At 73.3% G+C, this 16800-nt stretch carries 15 protein-coding genes; 11 read left to right on the forward strand and 4 right to left on the reverse strand.

The window, feature by feature from the left end; all coding sequences use genetic code 11:
* Window positions 1–3: 3 nt before the first annotated feature.
* On the reverse strand, window positions 4–360 hold the full coding sequence (locus GA0070562_RS02375) for an STAS domain-containing protein (protein WP_091414301.1): 357 nt from the start codon (window positions 358–360) through the stop codon (window positions 4–6).
* A gap of 161 nt (window positions 361–521) precedes the next feature.
* On the opposite strand from GA0070562_RS02375, the gene GA0070562_RS02380 reads away from it, so the two are divergent.
* The 9 genes from GA0070562_RS02380 (at window position 522) to GA0070562_RS02420 (ending at window position 8976) form a co-directional block, all read left to right on the forward strand.
* Complete coding sequence (locus GA0070562_RS02380) at window positions 522–1382, forward strand: STAS domain-containing protein (RefSeq protein WP_091414303.1); 861 nt, start codon at window positions 522–524, stop codon at window positions 1380–1382.
* Window positions 1382–1792 (forward strand): STAS domain-containing protein, encoded by a 411-nt coding sequence (locus GA0070562_RS02385; RefSeq protein WP_091414304.1) that lies wholly within the window; start codon window positions 1382–1384, stop codon window positions 1790–1792. The genes GA0070562_RS02380 and GA0070562_RS02385 overlap by 1 nt, the downstream gene beginning before the upstream one ends.
* On the forward strand, window positions 1789–2208 hold the full coding sequence (locus tag GA0070562_RS02390) for an ATP-binding protein (RefSeq protein ID WP_091414306.1): 420 nt from the start codon (window positions 1789–1791) through the stop codon (window positions 2206–2208). The genes GA0070562_RS02385 and GA0070562_RS02390 overlap by 4 nt, the downstream gene beginning before the upstream one ends.
* Window positions 2205–3218, forward strand: a complete 1014-nt coding sequence (locus GA0070562_RS02395; protein ID WP_091416068.1) for a SpoIIE family protein phosphatase — start codon at window positions 2205–2207, stop codon at window positions 3216–3218. Before GA0070562_RS02390 ends, GA0070562_RS02395 begins: the two co-directional genes overlap by 4 nt.
* On the forward strand, window positions 3215–4561 hold the full coding sequence (locus GA0070562_RS02400) for an ATP-binding protein (protein WP_091414308.1): 1347 nt from the start codon (window positions 3215–3217) through the stop codon (window positions 4559–4561). The genes GA0070562_RS02395 and GA0070562_RS02400 overlap by 4 nt, the downstream gene beginning before the upstream one ends.
* Before the next feature lie 2 nt (window positions 4562–4563).
* Window positions 4564–6102 (forward strand): SpoIIE family protein phosphatase, encoded by a 1539-nt coding sequence (locus GA0070562_RS02405; RefSeq protein WP_091416071.1) that lies wholly within the window; start codon window positions 4564–4566, stop codon window positions 6100–6102.
* A gap of 131 nt (window positions 6103–6233) precedes the next feature.
* Window positions 6234–6770, forward strand: coding sequence for a PadR family transcriptional regulator (locus tag GA0070562_RS02410; protein WP_091414310.1), 537 nt, complete (start codon window positions 6234–6236; stop codon window positions 6768–6770).
* The gene (locus GA0070562_RS02415; protein ID WP_091414312.1) at window positions 6767–7468 is read left to right on the forward strand and encodes an ABC transporter ATP-binding protein; all 702 of its coding nucleotides are present in this window, start codon (window positions 6767–6769) and stop codon (window positions 7466–7468) included. The genes GA0070562_RS02410 and GA0070562_RS02415 overlap by 4 nt, the downstream gene beginning before the upstream one ends.
* The gene (locus GA0070562_RS02420; protein ID WP_091414314.1) at window positions 7465–8976 is read left to right on the forward strand and encodes an FtsX-like permease family protein; all 1512 of its coding nucleotides are present in this window, start codon (window positions 7465–7467) and stop codon (window positions 8974–8976) included. Before GA0070562_RS02415 ends, GA0070562_RS02420 begins: the two co-directional genes overlap by 4 nt.
* A 4-nt stretch (window positions 8977–8980) precedes the next feature.
* Here the strand turns inward: GA0070562_RS02420 and GA0070562_RS30145 are convergent, their stop codons facing one another.
* Window positions 8981–9124, reverse strand: coding sequence for a hypothetical protein (locus tag GA0070562_RS30145; protein ID WP_175438597.1), 144 nt, complete (start codon window positions 9122–9124; stop codon window positions 8981–8983).
* Window positions 9125–9137: 13 nt separating this feature from the next.
* On the reverse strand, window positions 9138–11231 hold the full coding sequence (locus tag GA0070562_RS02425; protein ID WP_091414316.1) for a S9 family peptidase: 2094 nt from the start codon (window positions 11229–11231) through the stop codon (window positions 9138–9140).
* 100 nt (window positions 11232–11331) lie between these two features.
* On the opposite strand from GA0070562_RS02425, the gene GA0070562_RS02430 reads away from it, so the two are divergent.
* Window positions 11332–12894 carry an FAD-binding oxidoreductase gene (locus GA0070562_RS02430; protein ID WP_254663708.1) on the forward strand — a complete coding sequence of 521 codons (1563 nt, stop codon included), beginning with the start codon at window positions 11332–11334 and terminating at the stop codon, window positions 12892–12894.
* 170 nt (window positions 12895–13064) lie between these two features.
* Here the strand turns inward: GA0070562_RS02430 and GA0070562_RS02435 are convergent, their stop codons facing one another.
* On the reverse strand, window positions 13065–15125 hold the full coding sequence (locus GA0070562_RS02435) for a SpoIIE family protein phosphatase (RefSeq protein WP_091414320.1): 2061 nt from the start codon (window positions 15123–15125) through the stop codon (window positions 13065–13067).
* 170 nt (window positions 15126–15295) lie between these two features.
* Here GA0070562_RS02435 and GA0070562_RS02440 point away from each other — a divergent pair.
* Window positions 15296–16800, forward strand: a 1505-nt coding sequence (locus tag GA0070562_RS02440; RefSeq protein WP_139135431.1) for a HAMP domain-containing protein, incomplete at its 3' end; no start/stop codon positions are given.

Genomic DNA, 16800 nt, shown 5'->3' on the forward strand with positions numbered 1-16800 from the left:
CGGTCAGGAGGAGGCCGGGGTGGGGTCGCCCGCGACGGCCTGCTCCACGGTCGGGTACGTGTGCAGCACCTCGACCAGTCCGCTGACCTCGAGGATGCGCAGCACGCCGCGCTGCGGGGCGGCCAGCCGGACGACGCCGCCGGCCTCGTCGCAGTTGTTCTTCGCCCGGACGAACACGGACAGGCCGGTGGAGTCGCAGAACGACACCTCGGCCAGGTCGAAGACCAGGCGGTTGCGCCCCTTGTCCAGCAGATCCGTGATCTGGTCCTGTAGTTGCGGTGCCGTGGCCATGTCCAGCTCGCCCGCGACCGACACGACGACCACGTCGCCGCGCTGTTCCGTGTGCACCGTCAAGGACATTCGTCGACCTCCTGTGTTCGGTGGAAACGGTATCCCACGTCGGGCCCGCCGCGCAGAACGGGAGCGGTCACAGGTGCGGGCAATCGTTTCTTTGCTCCGCGGCAAGTAGTCCGTCAGCCTCCGGTGATAGAGTCCGCCCGTCCAAATCAGGGAGGTCAACCATGGCGTTGAGCGCCGAACAGGGTGATCGGCTCGCCCACCTGCTCACTGAGCACGCGGAGCGGTTGACCAGTCGCTGGACCGAGATCGTCGCCGGTTCGCTGCGCGGTCGTCTGAGCCGGGCCGAGCTGGCCCGCCAGGTGCAGGAGTTGCACCGCGCGCTGATCGACGCCGGCCGGCAGGGTGTCTCCGACCTGGCCGACGAGCACGGCGGTGAGCTGCGCGCGGTGCTGTCCGAGCTGTCCACCAACCGGGCCCGGCAGGGGTTCTCCGCGACCGAGACCGCGATCAGCGTGTTCGCGTTGAAGGACTCGCTGCTGGAGCTGATGGAGGACGAGAAGGGCGACAACACCCTTCGTGACTTCGTCGCCTACTCCGCGCTCATCGACCAGATGGGCCTGTTCACCTTCGAGACGTTCGTCCGGGCCCGCGAGAGCCTGATCGCCGACCAGGCGGAGCAGTTGCTGGAGCTCTCCACCCCGGTGGTCAAGCTCTGGGAGGGCGTGGTCGCCGTCCCGCTGGTCGGGACGCTGGACTCGGCCCGTGCCCAGGTGGTGATGGAGCGGCTGCTCCAGACCCTGGTCGACACCGGGTCGCCGTACGCGATCATCGACATCACCGGCGTGCCGGCGGTGGACACACAGGTCGCGCAGCACATCCTCAAGACCGTGGTGGCCGCCCGGCTGATGGGTGCCGACTGCATCATCTCCGGCATCCGCCCGCAGATCGCCCAGACGATCGTGGCCCTCGGCATCGAGTTCGGTGACATCGCCACCAAGGCGAGCCTCGCCGACGCGCTGCGCCACGTGCTGCGCATGACCGGGGTCGAGACCCCCGCTCGCCGCCCGCGCCGGGAGTCCTGATGGAACGGGTACCGATCCTCAAGATCGGCGACATCCTGCTGGTCTCCATCCAGGTCGACATGTCCGACCAGACGGCGATCCAGTTGCAGGAGGATCTGGCCGAGCGGATCGTCGCCACCGGCTGCCACGGCGTGATCATCGACATCACGGCACTGGACATCGTCGACTCGTTCGTCGGCCGGATGCTCTCCACCATCGCGTCCATCTCCAAGGTGCTGGACGCCGAGACGGTGGTGGTCGGCATGCGTCCGGCCGTCGCCATCACGCTCGTCGAGCTGGGGCTGTCGCTCAACGGCATCCGTACCGCGCTGAACGTCGAGCGCGGCATGGAGCTGATCGCGGCGAGCCGCGCCGACGAGTGGGACGAGGCGGCCGACGACGAGGGCACCGAGACGACGGCGACGGCATGACCACGGGCGTCGACCTGGGCGTGCCGTCGACGCAGGCGATCCGCAGCGACGAGGACGTGGTGCGGGTCCGGCAGTTGGTGCGTACCACCGCCGTCGCGGTCCGGCTCTCCCTGGTCGACCAGACGAAGCTGGTGACCGCCGCCAGCGAGCTGGCCCGCAACACCCTGATCTACGGCGGCGGGGGCAGCGCCGAGGTGAGCACCGTCTCCGACGGCCGGCGCCGCGGCGTACGGATCGTCTTCGCCGACGAGGGACCGGGCATCCCCGACCTCGACCTGGCGCTGACCGACGGCTACACCACCGGGGGCGGACTGGGCCTCGGGCTCAGCGGTGCCCGCCGGCTCGTCGACGACTTCGACATCTGGACGGCTGTCGGCGAGGGGACGCGGATCACCATCACCAAGTGGTCGCGATGATCGGCGACGTGGTCCCCGACCACGGGATGTGGTTCCGGGTCGACAACGGCGCGACCGCCGGCGGCGTACGCCGCGCCGCCGAACGTCTCGGCCGGCAGCTCGAACTGAGCGCCGAACGTGTCGCTGACCTGGCCATCGTCACCGCCGAGATCACCAGCAACCTGGTCAAGCACGCCCGCGAGGGCGCGCTCCTGATGCGTCCGGCGCGCCGGGCCGGACTGGCCGGGGTGGAGCTGGTGGCCATCGACTCCGGCCCCGGCATGGCCGACCTCACGCTGTCCTCGGTCGACGGCCACTCCACCGCCGGCACGCTCGGCATCGGCCTCGGCGCGATCGTCCGGCAGGCGAGCCGGTTCGACGGCTACTCGATGTCCGGCCGGGGCACCGTCCTGGTCGTCCAGGTCTGGGACGTCGCACCGCCGGAGCCGGACTGGGCCGCCGGGCTGACCCGGCCGATCACCGGCGAGCAGAGCAGCGGCGACGGCTACGCGGTCCGCGAGGTCGACGGCCGCCGCCAGGTGCTGGTCTCCGACGGACTCGGCCACGGGCCACTGGCCGCCGCCGCGACCGGGGCCGCCGTGTCGGCCTTCCGGTCGGCGCCGGACGGGCCGCCGGACGTGGTGGTGCGGCACCTGCACGCCGCCATCTCGCACACCCGGGGCGCGGCGCTCGCGGTGGCCGAACCGGATCCCGCCGCCGGGCTGCTCCGCTACGCCGGCCTGGGCAACATCGCCGCGATGATCGTCACACCGGGCGAGCGGCGGCGCGGGCTGGTCTCGCTGCCGGGCATCGCCGGGCACCAGCGTCCGGCGATCCGCGGGTACGACTACCCCTTCTCGCGCGACGCCACCCTGGTCATGCACAGTGACGGGGTGGTGGATCGCTGGGACCTGGACGACTATCCCGGGCTGGCCGGGCGCAACCCGTTGCTGGCCGCCGCGACGCTGCTGCGTGACGCCGGCACCCGCCGCGACGACGCGTGCGTCCTGGTGGCCCGGGGGGCGGCATGAGCGAGCCGCTCCTGCATCTCGCACTCCGGGTCGAGCAGGACATCTTCCTGGTCCGGCAGCGTGGCCGCGAGGTGGCCGCGGCGGTCGGGCTGGAACACCAGGACCAGGTGCGGATCGCGACCGCGCTGAGCGAGGTGGCCCGGGAGTTGCTGCGCGGGGCCGACGGCGCGGACGTGACGTTCGCCCTCGACCGCGACGCCGTGGGCCGCAGGGTGCTCCAGGTGGACCTGTCACCGCTGCGTCCGCTGCCCGGCGGCCGGTACGAGCCGCAGTCCGGGGCCGTCGCGCGTCTTGTGGACACGTTGCGGGCGGTGGACGTCGAGGGCGATACCGTCGTGAGGATGTCCCGACGGGTGCCCGACCATGCCGAGGAGCTGACGCCGGAACGCGTCGGCCAGCTCCGGGCCGAGCTGGCCGAGCGCGCTCCGGGCTCCGCGCTGGACGAGTTGGCCGCGCAGAACTCCCAGCTCATCTCCGCTCTCGACGAGGTACGCAGCCAGCGTGACGAGTTGGAGGTGCTCAACTCCGAACTCCAGGAGACCAACCAGGGCGTGATGGCGCTCTACAACCAGCTCACCGAGGAGCTGGAGGAGACCAACCGCGGTGTGGTGGCGCTCTACGCCGAGCTGGAGGAGAAGTCCGCGCAACTGCGGGCAGCGAGCGAGTCGAAGAGCCGGTTCCTGGCCAACGTCAGCCATGAGCTGCGTGCGCCGGTCACCGCGATCATCGGTCTGGCCCGGCTGCTGGCCGACTCCGCCTCCGACCCGCTCACCGGCGAGCAGGCCCGCCAGGTGGGGCTGATCCGGTCCTCGGCGGGTGACCTGCTGGGGCTGGTCAACGAGCTGCTCGACCTGGCCAAGGCGGAGTCGGGCCGGATCGAGCCGGACTGGTCCGAGGTCGACCTGCGCGCGGTGTTCGGGCAGCTGCGCGGCACGCTGCGGGCACTCACCACGCGCTCCGAGGTGGAGCTGGTGGTCGAGGAGCCGCCGGCCCCGGCGACGCTCCGCTCGGACGAGGTGCTGCTCGCCCAGGTGCTGCGCAACCTGCTGCACAACGGCCTGAAGTTCACCGAGCGCGGCGAGGTGCGCCTGCGCGCCGAGCGCCGCGGCGAGCGGTGGACGCTCTCGGTCACCGACACCGGCGTCGGCATCCCGCCCGAACTGCACGAGCGGATCTTCGAGGAGTTCTACCAGGTGCCGGGCACGACGCGGGTCGGTGGCACCGGACTCGGCCTGCCGTACGCGCGCCGGCTGGTCACGCTGCTCGGCGGGACGCTGGAGCTGACAAGCGAAACCGGCCGGGGCAGCAGGTTCACCGTGGTCCTCCCCGCGGGCGGAGCGTGACGGTGGACAGCGGGGCGGTGACCGTGCTGGTGGTCGACGACAGCGGCCCCAAGCGGTACCTGCTGGTCAACTGGCTGACCCGGGCCGGCTTCGTCACGGTCGAGGCCGAGAACGGCACCGAGGCGCTGGACCGGGTGGCCCGCGAGCACGTCGACCTCGTGGTGCTCGACGTGCGGCTGCCCGACATGAGCGGCTTCGAGGTGTGCGAGCGGATCAAGGAGGAGTACCCGTACATCCCGGTCATCCACGTCTCCGCGCACGCTGTCGACGTGGTCGACCGGGCGCAGGGTCTCACCCGGGGCGCGGACGCCTACCTGGCCGAGCCGATCGAGCCGGAGGAACTGGTCGCCACCGCGCACGCGGTGTTGCGCTACTACCAGGCCCGGCTGCGTGCCGAGCAGCTCGCCGAGCGGCTCGCCGCGCTCGCCGACGCCACGGTGGAGATGCACGCGACGCCGAACTTCGTCCGGCTGCTGGAGGCGGCCGCGAGCGGCGCGGCGCGGATCTTCAAGGCCCCGGCCGCGGTGGTCGCGGAGACGTTCGACGGGGACTGCCTGGCCGGGGTGGCGGCCGACCCGCACACGCCGGCCACCATCGTGCCGTGGGTGGTGGACGACACCGGAGTGCCGATCGGCACCCGGGTGCGGGTCGACGAGCCGGCCAACTGGGCGGTGGCAGGCTGGCCGGACGGCGACACCGTGACGGTGGCCGCGTCCCGGCTGCGCGAGGACCGGGCCCCGCTCTACGTGGTGGTGCCGACCGCCACCCAGACCGTCCGTACGCCGGTGCTGGTGCAGCTCGCCCAGGCGGTCGCCTCGGCGGTGGAGGCGCAGCGGTCCTTCGACGAGGAGCACCGGATCGCCGTGACGTTGCAGCGCAGCCTGCTTCCGCAGCGGCTGCCCGACGTCGTCGGCCTGGACCTGGCCGTCCGGTACGAGCCGGCGAGCGCGCAGACCGAGGTGGGCGGCGACTTCTACGAGCTGGTGATGCTCGACGGGCACCTGCTGGTGGCGATCGGTGACGTGGCCGGGCACTCGTTGCACGCCGCCACGGTGATGGCCGAGCTGCGGCATGCGGTGCGGGCGTACGCGGTGGAGGGCCATCAGCCCGCGGTGATCCTGGACCGGGTCAACGAGCTGATGCGAACCCTGCTGCCGAACGAGCTGGCCACCATCTGCGTCCTTCTGCTCCACCCGTCGACCGGGCTGGTCCGGATGGCCAGCGCCGGGCACCTGCCGGCGCTGCTGAGCCGGGACGGGCGGGTCGAGTTCGTCACGCAGTCCGCGCCGCTGCTCGGCGTGCGTGCACCGCGCCCGCCGGACCTGGAGTTCGTGCTGCCCGCCGGGGCGACCCTCGTGCTCTACACCGACGGGCTGATCGAGCGGCGGGACGCCACGATCGACGACGGCATGGCGGCGCTCGGCGTGGCCGCAGCCCGGGTGGACGACGACCTGGACGATTTCTGCCGGCGACTGCTCGTCGAGCTGGCGCCGCCGGAGATCCAGGACGACGTGGCGGTGGTGGCGGTCCGCCGCCGCTGAACCGCACGGCGTCTTCCGTCGCGCTGCGCCACCTCCGCTGAGCGGGCGCCTGTGCGCGGCATCTCCGACCGAGCAGCTTGTTCACGCGGGCCGTCCTTGACACTGCTATTCACTCAGCGAATAGTAGGGGCGTGTCCACTTCGCACGTTCTGCTCGGACTGCTCGCCGCCGGCCCACGCCACGGCTACGAGCTGAAGCGTGCGCACGACGAGCGACTGCCCAGGGCCCGGCCGCTCGCCTTCGGCCAGGTCTACGCGACGCTGGCCCGCCTGCACCGGGACGGCCTGGTCGCGCCGGCCGGTCAGGAGCGGGACGGCGGCCCGGACCGGACCGCCTACGCGCTCACCGACGACGGGCGGGCGGCGCTCGACCACTGGCTGGGCACCGTCGAACCACCGATGCCGTACGTGACGAGCACGCTGTTCGCCAAGGTGGTCGTCGCGCTCCTGGTGGCCGACGCCGGGCAGGCCCGGGACTGCCTGATCGCCCAGCGCCGGGCGCACACGCAGCGACTGCGTGAGCTGACAGCGCTCAAGACCGCCCCCGGTGCCCGCCTCGACGAGGTGATCGCCGCCGATTTCGCCATCGCCCATCTCGACGCCGATCTCCGGTGGCTGCACACCACCCTGGACCGGGTCGCCGACTGGCACCGGGAGGTGCGCTCGTGACGTTCCTGCAAGCGCGCGGAGTCGTCCGCGCATACGGTCACACACCCGCGCTGCGCGGTGTGACGCTCGACGTGGCCGAAGGCGAGATCCTCGCGGTCACCGGCCCGAGCGGGTGCGGCAAGTCCACGCTGCTGCACTGCCTCGCCGGCATCCTGCGCCCCGACGCCGGTCAGGTGACCTGGCGCGGGGAACGGATCGACACGTGGTCGGAGGCAGCCCGCTCGCGGCTGCGCCGTACCGAATTCGGGGTGCTGTTCCAGTTCGGGCAGCTCGTCGCCGAGCTGACCGCCGCGGAGAACGTCGCACTTCCGCTGCTGCTCGCCGGCACGGGGCGGCGAGCGGCACGGACCGCGGCGCTGGCCTGGCTGGACCGGCTGGGCGTGGCCGACGTCGCCGACGCCCGGCCCGGCGAGATGTCCGGCGGGCAGCAGCAACGCTGCGCGATGTCCCGGGCGCTCGTCACCGAGCCGCGGGTGATCTTCGCCGACGAGCCGACCGGCGCGCTCGACACGCTGGCCGGCGAGCAGGTGCTCACCCAGTTGGTCCGGCTGGCCCGCGAGCAGCGCACCACAGTCGTGCTGGTGACCCACGAGCCGCGCATCGCCGCGTACGCGGACCGGGAGGTGAGCCTGCGCGACGGCATGGTCGACCACACCGGGCTCGGGCTCGACCCGGCGCTGCCGGGCGGGTCACGGTGAGGCCGGGGACGCTGCTGCGACTCGTGCTGGCGGGCACCCGCACCGACATCGCACGGGTGGTGCTCACGGCGGTGAGCGCCGCGCTCGCGACGCTGGCCGGGCTGGCCGCGCTGACCGTGCTGTCGGTGGTCGAGCCGTCCGGCGACGAGGGGCTCAACTCCGACCAGTACACCAGCGCCCTGCTGCGGGAACCCGGCCTGCGCCCCGGCGTCGCGTTCGCGTTGCTGCTGCTCTGCGTACCGGTGCTGGGGCTGGCCGGGCAGTGCGCCCGCCTCGGCGCGCCCGGCCGGGACCGGCGGCTGGCCGCGCTCCGGCTGGCCGGTGCCACCCCCGGGCAGGTCACCCGGGTCGCGGTCGCCGAGACCGGCGTGGCGAGCCTGATCGGCACCGTCGTCGGCCTGGCCGTCTTCCTGGCCGGGCGCGGCCTGCTGCACCGGCCCGACGCGGACGGGCGGCTGCCGCTGCCCACCGACGTGCATCCGGCCCCGGTGGCGGTGGCCGCCGTCGTGCTCGGCCTGCCGCTGGCCGCCGCGCTGGTGAGCGCGTTGCTGCTGCGGCGGGTCGCCACCACGCCGTTCGGCGTCGTGCGCAGGGTCCGCACCCGGGCGCCCTGGCCGTGGCCGGGCGTGCTCATCCTCGCCGCACTGGCGATGTTCGCCGCGATCCGCCCGCTCCTGCTCTGGTACGAGCGGCGGGGCGCCGTGGCACCCGACTGGCTGGTGCCCACGCTGCTGGTCGTCGGCGGGCTGACCGCGATGATCGGCGTCGTCTCGGGCACCGGCTGGATCTCCTACCACACCGGGCGGCTGCTGCACCGGCACGGACGCGGCCCGGCCGCCCTGCTCGCCGCCCGCCGGCTGGCCGCCGACCCGTGGGCCGGCAGCCGCACCTTCGCCGCGTTGCTGGCCGCGCTGATCTTCGGCGCCGGCGCCGCGGGGATGCGCGCCGACTTCCAGGCCCAGGCCGAGGTGACCCGCCGCACCGGCTCCGGACTGGCCGACCCGGGCTTCTATCTCGGCGCGATGAACCTGGTCGACCTCGCGGTCGTGGTGGCGATGGCGATCGCCGGCGGTGGGCTGCTCGTGGCTGTGGTCGAGGGGATCACCAGCCGACGGCGGGCGTACGCGGCGCAGGTGGCGACCGGCGTGCCACGCGCCACCATCGGCCGGTCGCTGCTCTGGGCCGCGCTCGCCCCCGCCGTACCCGCGATCGGGCTCGCGTTGACGGTCGGCTACCTGCTGGTCCGGGGCGTCATGCCGGCACCGAGCAACGGTGGCTTCGCGCGAACCGTCTGCGACGCCGGTACGGAGCTGTGCGGCGACCCGGCCACCGCGGCCCGGTACACCCGTATCGAACGGGTGCCGAAGACGACCGTCCCGCCGGACGTACCGTGGGATCAGCTGGCCTGGCTCGCGGCGGGCGGGCTGGCGGCGGTGCTGTGCACGGTCGTGGCCGGCCTGCTGTTCCTGCGCGCGGCGACCTCGGTGGAGGAACTGCGCAGCACCTGACCGGTCAGCGGCCGAGCAGTCCGGCGGAGCCGGCGACGGCCAGGCCGATCACCGTCGAACAGCAGCAGACGACGAGCGCGCCGGCGACCACCACGAGGAGCAGCCAGGCCGGCGCACGTCGCGCCGCCGGCTGCTTCTCGTCGCCCATCTGATCGGAACGGTCAGGCCCGGCCGACGCGGTCGAGGATCCAGGCGTTGACGAACGCCTCCTCGCGCCAGGAGTCGTACCGGCCGCTGGGGCCGCCGTGGCCCGCGCCCATCTCGGTCTTGAGCAGATAGTCGCCGGCCGGCGCGAGCGATCGCAGCCGGGCGATCCACTTGGCCGGCTCGTGGTAGAGCACGCGGGTGTCGTTGAGGCTGGTCACCGCCAGGATCGCCGGGTAGTCGGCGGTCACCACGTTCTCGTACGGCGTGTACGACTTCATGTACGCGTAGACCTCGGGGTCGTCGAGCGGGTTGCCCCACTCCTCCCACTCGGTGACCGTCAACGGCAGCGACGGGTCGAGGATCGAGGTGAGCGCGTCCACGAACGGCACCTGCGCGACGATCCCGGTGAACGCGTCCGGGGCGAGGTTCGCCACCGCGCCCATCAGCAGGCCACCGGCCGAGGCGCCCCGGGCGACCAGCCGGTCGCTGGCCGTCCAGCCCGCCTTGACCAGGTGTCGGGCGCACGCCACGAAATCGGTGAACGTGTTCTTCTTGGCCAGCAGCTTGCCCTCGTCGTACCAGCGACGGCCCAGCTCACCGCCGCCCCGGATGTGCGCCACCGCGAAGATCACGCCGCGGTCGAGCAGGCTCAGCCGGGCGATCGAGAACCACGGGTCCATGCTCGCCTCGTACGACCCGTAGCCGTAGATGACGGCGGGCGCCGAGCCGTCGCGCGGGGTGCCGCGGCGGCAGACGAGCGAGATCGGTACGCGGGTGCCGTCGTCGGCGAGCGCCCAGTCCCGGTGCTGCTCGTAGTCGGCCGGGTCGTACGCGCGCCCGTCCGGCCCGGGGCGGACCGGCTTCTGCCGGCGCAGCGTCAGCTCGCGGGTCACCAGGTCGTAGTCGTAGACCGAGTCCGGGGTGACGAGCGAGGTGTAGCGCAGCCGGACCTCGTTCGTGCGGTACTCCGGGTTGGCGTCGAGCCCCACGCTGTAGATCGGCTCGGGGAAGTCGATGTCCCAGCTGTCGTCGCTGCCCACCGGCAGCACCCGCAGGCCGGTCAGGCCGTTGGCGCGCAACGACACCACGAGGTGGTTCTCGAACGCGTCGACCGACTCCAGCCGAGTGCCCGGCGTGTGCGGGATCAGCGGCTCCCACTCGCCCGGCGCGTCCGCCGAGGTGTACGCCAGCGCGAAGTCCTCCGCGCCGTCGTTGTGCAGGATCAGGAAGCGGTGGCCGTGGTGCTCCACCGCGTACTCGATGCCCTGACGCCGCGGGGCCACGACGGCGGGCTCGCCGGTCGGGTTGGACGCCGGGATCACCCACACCTCGCTGGTGATCTTGCTGTGGATGTCGATGACCACGAAGCGCTCCGAGCGGGTCAGCTCGACGCCGACCCAGAACCGCTCGTCGTCCTCCTGGTAGACCACCACGTCCTCGGTGGACGCCGTGCCGGCGGTGTGCCGCCAGACCCGGTTCGGCCGCCACGCCTCGTCCACCGTCACGTAGAACAGCGTGGACGCGTCGCTGGACCAGGCCGTGCCGTAGAACGTGTCCGGCACCTCGTCCGGCAGCGACTCGCCGGTGGTCAGATCCTTGATCCGCAGCGTGAACCGCTCGTCGCCGGAGAAGTCGGTGGAGTAGGCCAGCCAGCGCCCGTCCGGGCTGACGTCGAACGCGCCGAGCGAGAAGAAGTCGTGCCCCTCGGCGAGTTGGTTGCCGTCGAGCAGCACCTCCTCGCCGTCGAGCGGGGCGCCGTCCGCGCTGACCGGGGGCGCCGTCTCGCCCGGCCGGACCGCGCGCCGGCAGTGCACGCCGTACTGCTGGCCCTCGACCGTGCGGGTGTAGTACCAGTAGCCGTCCTTGCGGGTCGGCACCGACAGGTCGGTCTCCTGGGTGCGCCGGCGCGTCTCCTCGAACAGCTCCGCACGCAGCCCGGCCAGGTGGGCGGTGCGCGCCTCGGTGTACGCGTTCTCGGCGTCCAGATACGCGATCGTGTCCGGCTCGTCCTTGGCGGCGAGCCAGGCGTACTCGTCGAGGACTGTGTCACCGTGATGGACGCGCTCGGTCGGGAGGCGCTTGGCGACGGGCGGCGGGGTTTCGGTCACGGCGCCACGTTACCGGTCGCCGGGCCGCCGCCGGGCTCGCCCGTCGACCGAATCCCACGACTCGCCGCCAGGTCTTTCGAACATGTGTACGATAACCGCCATGGCGGATGCGGCACGTTCCACCGACCGACTCGAAGCCCTCGACATCACCCGGAAGCTGGCCGCGATCTGCGGTGCCCCGTTCGCCCGCTTCGCCGGCCCGGCCGACGAGGTGGCCGGCCGTACCGCCCGGTGGGTGGCCGTGCCGGGCGGCCCGCACGCCGCGGCGGAGGTGTTGCGGCTGGCCGCCGCGCACGACCTGACAGTGGTGCCCCGCGGCGCCGGCACGAAGATCGACTGGGGCGCCGCCCCGGCGCAGGTGGACATCATGCTCGACACCGGCCGCCTCGCCGGGGTCTGGCACGAGCCGCGTGGGGCGGCGGTGGCCGAGATCGGCGCCGGTACGCCGCTGCGCGCGGTCCAGGCCACGCTCGCGCGCACCAACCGGCGGCTGCCGGTCGACGCGCCCTCGCCGGGCGCGACGCTCGGCGGGGTGCTCGCCGCCGACGAGTCCGGTCCGCTGCGTCACCGGCACGGCAGCCCGTGCGCCCAGCTCGTCGGGGTGCGCTACCTCGACGCCGACGGCGAGTTGGTGAGCGTCGGCGAGTCCGGCACGGAGGCGCTGGGCCGGGCCACTCCGGGCGGTGGCGGTGGCCGACCGGGCGGGCGCGGTCCGGCGGGCGACGGTGGCGGCGGTGCTGCCGCTGGTGGCGTGGGTGGGGCCGGGTGGGGTGCCGGCGGTTCGGCGGGTGGCGCGGGCTGGGGTGCCGGTGGTGCGTCCGGCGACGATCCGGGTGGCGGCGACGCGATCCTAGGGCGGGGCGAGGTGCCCGGGCTCGACGTGGCCCGGCTGCTCTGCGGCTCGCAGGGCGGGCTCGGCGTGCTGGTCTCGGCCACCATGCGGGTGCACGCCGTACCGGCCGGCCGGCTCTGGGTGTCCCGTCCGGTCTGGACGCCGCTGGAGGTGCACGACCTGGTCCGGGCCGTCCTGGCCGCGGGCGTCGATCCGGCCGCCGTCGAACTGGACCTGCCGGTGCCGGTGCCGCTGCCTCGGCGTCGCATCCCGCCGACGCACCCGTCGGTGATCAACCGCCCCGACCATCCGGCCGTGACCGGCCGGCCCGCGGCGGGCAGCCTGGTGGTGCTGCTGGAGGGCGGCCCGGCCGACGTGACCGAGCGGGCCGAACGGCTCACCGCCGTCCTCGGCGCCGAGGCGATGATCAGCCACCACGCGCCGGAATGGTGGGGGTGTTACCCCTTCGCGCCCGGCGACACCGCGCTGCGCATCGAGGTGCCGATCAACGACCTGCACGCGGCCGTCTACGCGTTGCGCGACGCCACCGGCGGCCCGGTGCCGGTACGCGGCTCGGCCGGCTCGGGCACCGTGCACGCCGCCCTGTCCGGCGCGCTGCCGCCCGAGCGGGTCGCCTCGATCCTCACCGCGGTCCGCAGTGTGCTGATCGCCCGGCGGGGCCGGTGCGTCGTGGTGGCCGCGCCCGCTGCGGTACGCCGTGCCGTCGACCTCTGGGGTGAGCTGCCCGCGTTGCCGCGCCTGCGCAGCGCCAAGGCCCACCTGGACCCGCACCACCGCCTGGCCCCCGGCCGCCTCCCCGGAGGCCTCTGACCAGCCCTCGCCCTCCCCAGACGGGCGACGACGGGCGACCTGAGGCGTCCGTGGGGCAACCCGGAGTGGGTTGACCATGAAGTTGACGGGGAGGAAACGGGCGAATTGAGCGGCCAACTTCATGATCGACGGGGCGTCCGCCCAGGCGCGGGGGCGGGACCGGGCGGGGGTTAGGGGGTGTCGTTGCGGAGGACGAGGATGGCTATGTCGTCGCGTGGGGGCTCCACCGAGAAGGCGATGGTGGCGGCGCGTAGCCGGGCGGCCACCACGTCGGCCGAGTACCCGGCCAGCGGCGCCGCCGACTCGCGCAGCCGGTCGGTGCCGAACAGCTCCCGTCCGCGCCGCCGCTCGGTGACCCCGTCGGTGTAGAAGACCAGCGCGTCGCCGGGCTTGAGCGTCAGCTCGGCGGTCGGGGTGGTGATCGTGTCGAGCAGGCCCAGCGCCGTGCCGCCGGTGCCGACGAACGTCGCGCCGCCACCGCCGTGCAGCAGGACCGGGCGGTCGTGGCCGGCCAGGTGCAGCGAGACGTCGAGCTGGTCGCCGTCGCCGGGTGCGACAGCCGCCAGCGCCAGCGTGCAGTAGCGTCCGCCGCCGCGCTCGACGAGCGTCTCGTTGAGCCGGCCGAGCACCTCGGGCAGCGGTTTGCCGTCGCCGACGAGCACCCGGATCACGTCCCGGACGAGCCCGGTCACGGCGGCGGCCTGCACGCCCTTGCCGGACACGTCGCCGACCACCACGAGCCAGCGGCCGTCCGGCAGCGGGAGCACGTCGTAGAAGTCGCCGCCGACCTCCGCGTCGTCGCCGGTCGGGACGTACTCGGCGGCGAAGCCGATGCCCTCGACCACCGGGAGCACCGGCGGCAGCAGCGACTGCTGGAGCGTCTGGGCCACCCGGCGGCGCTCGGCGTGGATGCGGGCGTTCTCGATGGCGAGGGCGGCGCGGCGGGCCACGTCCTCCAGCACCGAGACTTCGTCCGGGTCGTGCCGGTGCCGCTGGTGCCGGCCCACGGCGAGGGTGCCGAGCCGCTGGCCACGGGCGATCAACGGTACGGCGAAGCCCTCCATCGGCCCGCCGAGCGGCACCTGGGCGGCGTTGCGGGACGCCTCGCGCAGCCGGGACTGGATCGAGTCGGGGCCGGTCTCCTGGAGGATCCGGTGCAGCTGCGGCAGCATCGCCTCGTCCGCGTGGCTCGATGCGGCGAGGCGCAGCCGGCCCCACTCGTCGGTGGTGTGCACGGCGCACCACTGGCCGAGCCGGGGCACCACGAGCTGCGGGACGAGCGCCATGGTCAGCTCGACGTCGAGCGACTGGGCGAGCAGTTCACTGGCCTCGGCCAGGAACGTCAGCCAGGTGGAGCGACGTACGTCGGCGCGGCGCAGCCGGTCGTTCTCCAGGTGCAGCGACAGCCGCTCGGCGGCCAGTACGGCCAGCGGCCGGGCGTACGCCGAGGGCGCCGCGTCCAGCTCCAGCTCGCCGGCGTACGGGCGGTGCACGGCGAGCGGTACGCGCAGCAGTTCGTTTCCCTCGCGCGGCGGCCGGCCGTACCGGGCGAAGACCTGGGTGCCGAGTCCGTCGCCCCGGTCCAGCCGTACCGAGCCACCGGCGGCGCCCACCATCTCGGCGACCCGGGTCAGCAGCCCGGTGGCGAACTCGGGCAGCGGCTCGTCGGCGTACGCGTCGGGGGTGAGCTGCATCAGGTCGCTCATCGCCGCGGCGCTCGGCGTACCGTCGCCGGTCCGTTCCGGTGCGGCGACCCGCAGCGGGCCGGCCGACGGCCGGGCGGACCCGCCGGGGCCGGGCCGGTCCAGGCGGAACCAGACTCCCTTGCCGGTGGGCAGGTAGGTCGTGCCCCACCGGCTGGAGAAGTGGTCGACCAGCAGCAGCCCGCGCCCTCGGGTGGCCACCTCGGTGATGTCGGACGTGGTGTTGCGCACGCCCACCATCAGCTCGTCGACGGGGCCGGAGGCGAAGTCGGTGACGGTCACGGTGAGGCCCTCGCGGTCGGTGTCGACCTCGATGTCCAGTTCGGTACGCGCGTGTTCGACGGCGTTGGTGGTCAGCTCGGTGGTGAGCAGCAGCGCCTCGTTCAGCAGTTCGGGCAGCCGCGCTTCGAGCAGCATGGTGCGGACCAGCGCGCGGGCCGCCGCGGGGGTGCGGCGGTCGGCGGGGAGGCGGACCCGGCGGACGCGCTCGTCCGCGCCGCCGCTGGCCGGCCCTGCCTCCGCTGACACCTTCGTATCCTCCACCGCGCCCACCCCGGGTGCCAAGCGTCCCGGCGAACCCACCACCCGGGTTGATACCGCACGTGACGCGCGATCACACGCGGTGACCTCGACGGATCGCGCGGCACAATGATGGGATGGCCCGTGTGACCGCACGAGCCCGAGCGGAGCGAGGAACGATGGCCACGGTGAATCAGTCGGTGACCGCGGACCCGTCCGCGTCCGACCACGAGGTGCTCCTCGGCGAACTGGTCGAGGCGTTGCGCCGGGTGGGGCGCGGCGATCTCCGGGTGCGCCTGCCCCGGCGGGCGGGACTGCCCGGTGAGGTCGCCGACGCCTTCAACGACGTGGTGTCGTTGCAGGAGCGGCAGCACCTGGACCTGCGTCGGATCAGCCGGATCGTCGGCCGCGACGGCCGGCTCACCGAGCGCCTGGACGACGAGGGCCTCGACGGCTCCTGGGCGGAGGGGCAGCGGGCGGTCAACTCGCTCATCGACGATCTGGGCCGGCCGACCACCGAGATCGCCCGGGTCATCGTGGCGGTGGCCGACGGCGACCTCTCCCAGCACATGGCGCTGGAGATCGACGGTCGTCCGCTGCGTGGTGAGTACCTGCGCATCGGCCGGACCGTGAACACGATGGTGGACCAGCTCTCGTCGTTCGCGGACGAGGTGACGCGGGTGGCCCGCGAGGTGGGCACCGAGGGCAAGCTGGGCGGCCAGGCCGACGTGCGCGGGGTGGCCGGCACCTGGAAGGACCTCACCGACTCGGTGAACACCATGGCGTCGAACCTCACCGGGCAGGTGCGGTCGATCTCCCAGGTGGCCACAGCGGTCGCGAAGGGCGACCTGTCGCAGAAGATCACGGTCGGGGCGCGCGGCGAGGTGGCCGAGCTGGCCGACACGATGAACTCGCTCACCGACACGCTGCGGCTGTTCGCCGAACAGGTGACCCGGGTGGCCCGCGAGGTGGGCACCGAGGGCAAGCTCGGTGGCCAGGCCGAGGTGCCGGGCGTGGCGGGCACCTGGAAGGACCTGACCGACAACGTCAACTCGATGGCGTCGAACCTGACCGCGCAGGTGCGCAACATCGCCCAGGTGTCGACGGCTGTCGCGAAGGGTGACCTGTCGCAGAAGATCACGGTGGCCGCCCAGGGTGAGATCCTGGAGCTGAAGGACACCGTGAACACGATGGTGGACCAGCTCTCGTCGTTCGCCGACGAGGTGACCCGGGTGGCCCGTGAGGTGGGCATCGAGGGCAAGCTGGGCGGCCAGGCGCAGGTGCGCGGCGTGTCCGGCACCTGGCGCGACCTCACCGAGAACGTCAACCAGCTCGCCGGCAACCTGACCAGCCAGGTCCGCAACATCTCCCAGGTCTCCACGGCGGTCGCCAAGGGCGACCTGGGCCAGAAGATCACCGTGGACGCGCAGGGCGAGATCCTGGAGCTGAAGAACACCGTCAACACGATGGTCGACCAGCTCTCGTCGTTCGCCGACGAGGTGACGCGCGTGGCGCGCGAGGTGGGCACCGAGGGCAAGCTGGGTGGTCAGGCACAGGTCAAGGGCGTCTCGGGTACGTGGCGGGATCTCACCGACAACGTGAACTCGATGGCGTCGAACCTGACCAGCCAGGTCCGCAACATCGCCTCCGTCACCACGGCCGTGGCGAAGGGTGACCTGTCGCA

This window comes from Micromonospora tulbaghiae (assembly GCF_900091605.1).
GTDB lineage: Bacteria > Actinomycetota > Actinomycetes > Mycobacteriales > Micromonosporaceae > Micromonospora > Micromonospora tulbaghiae.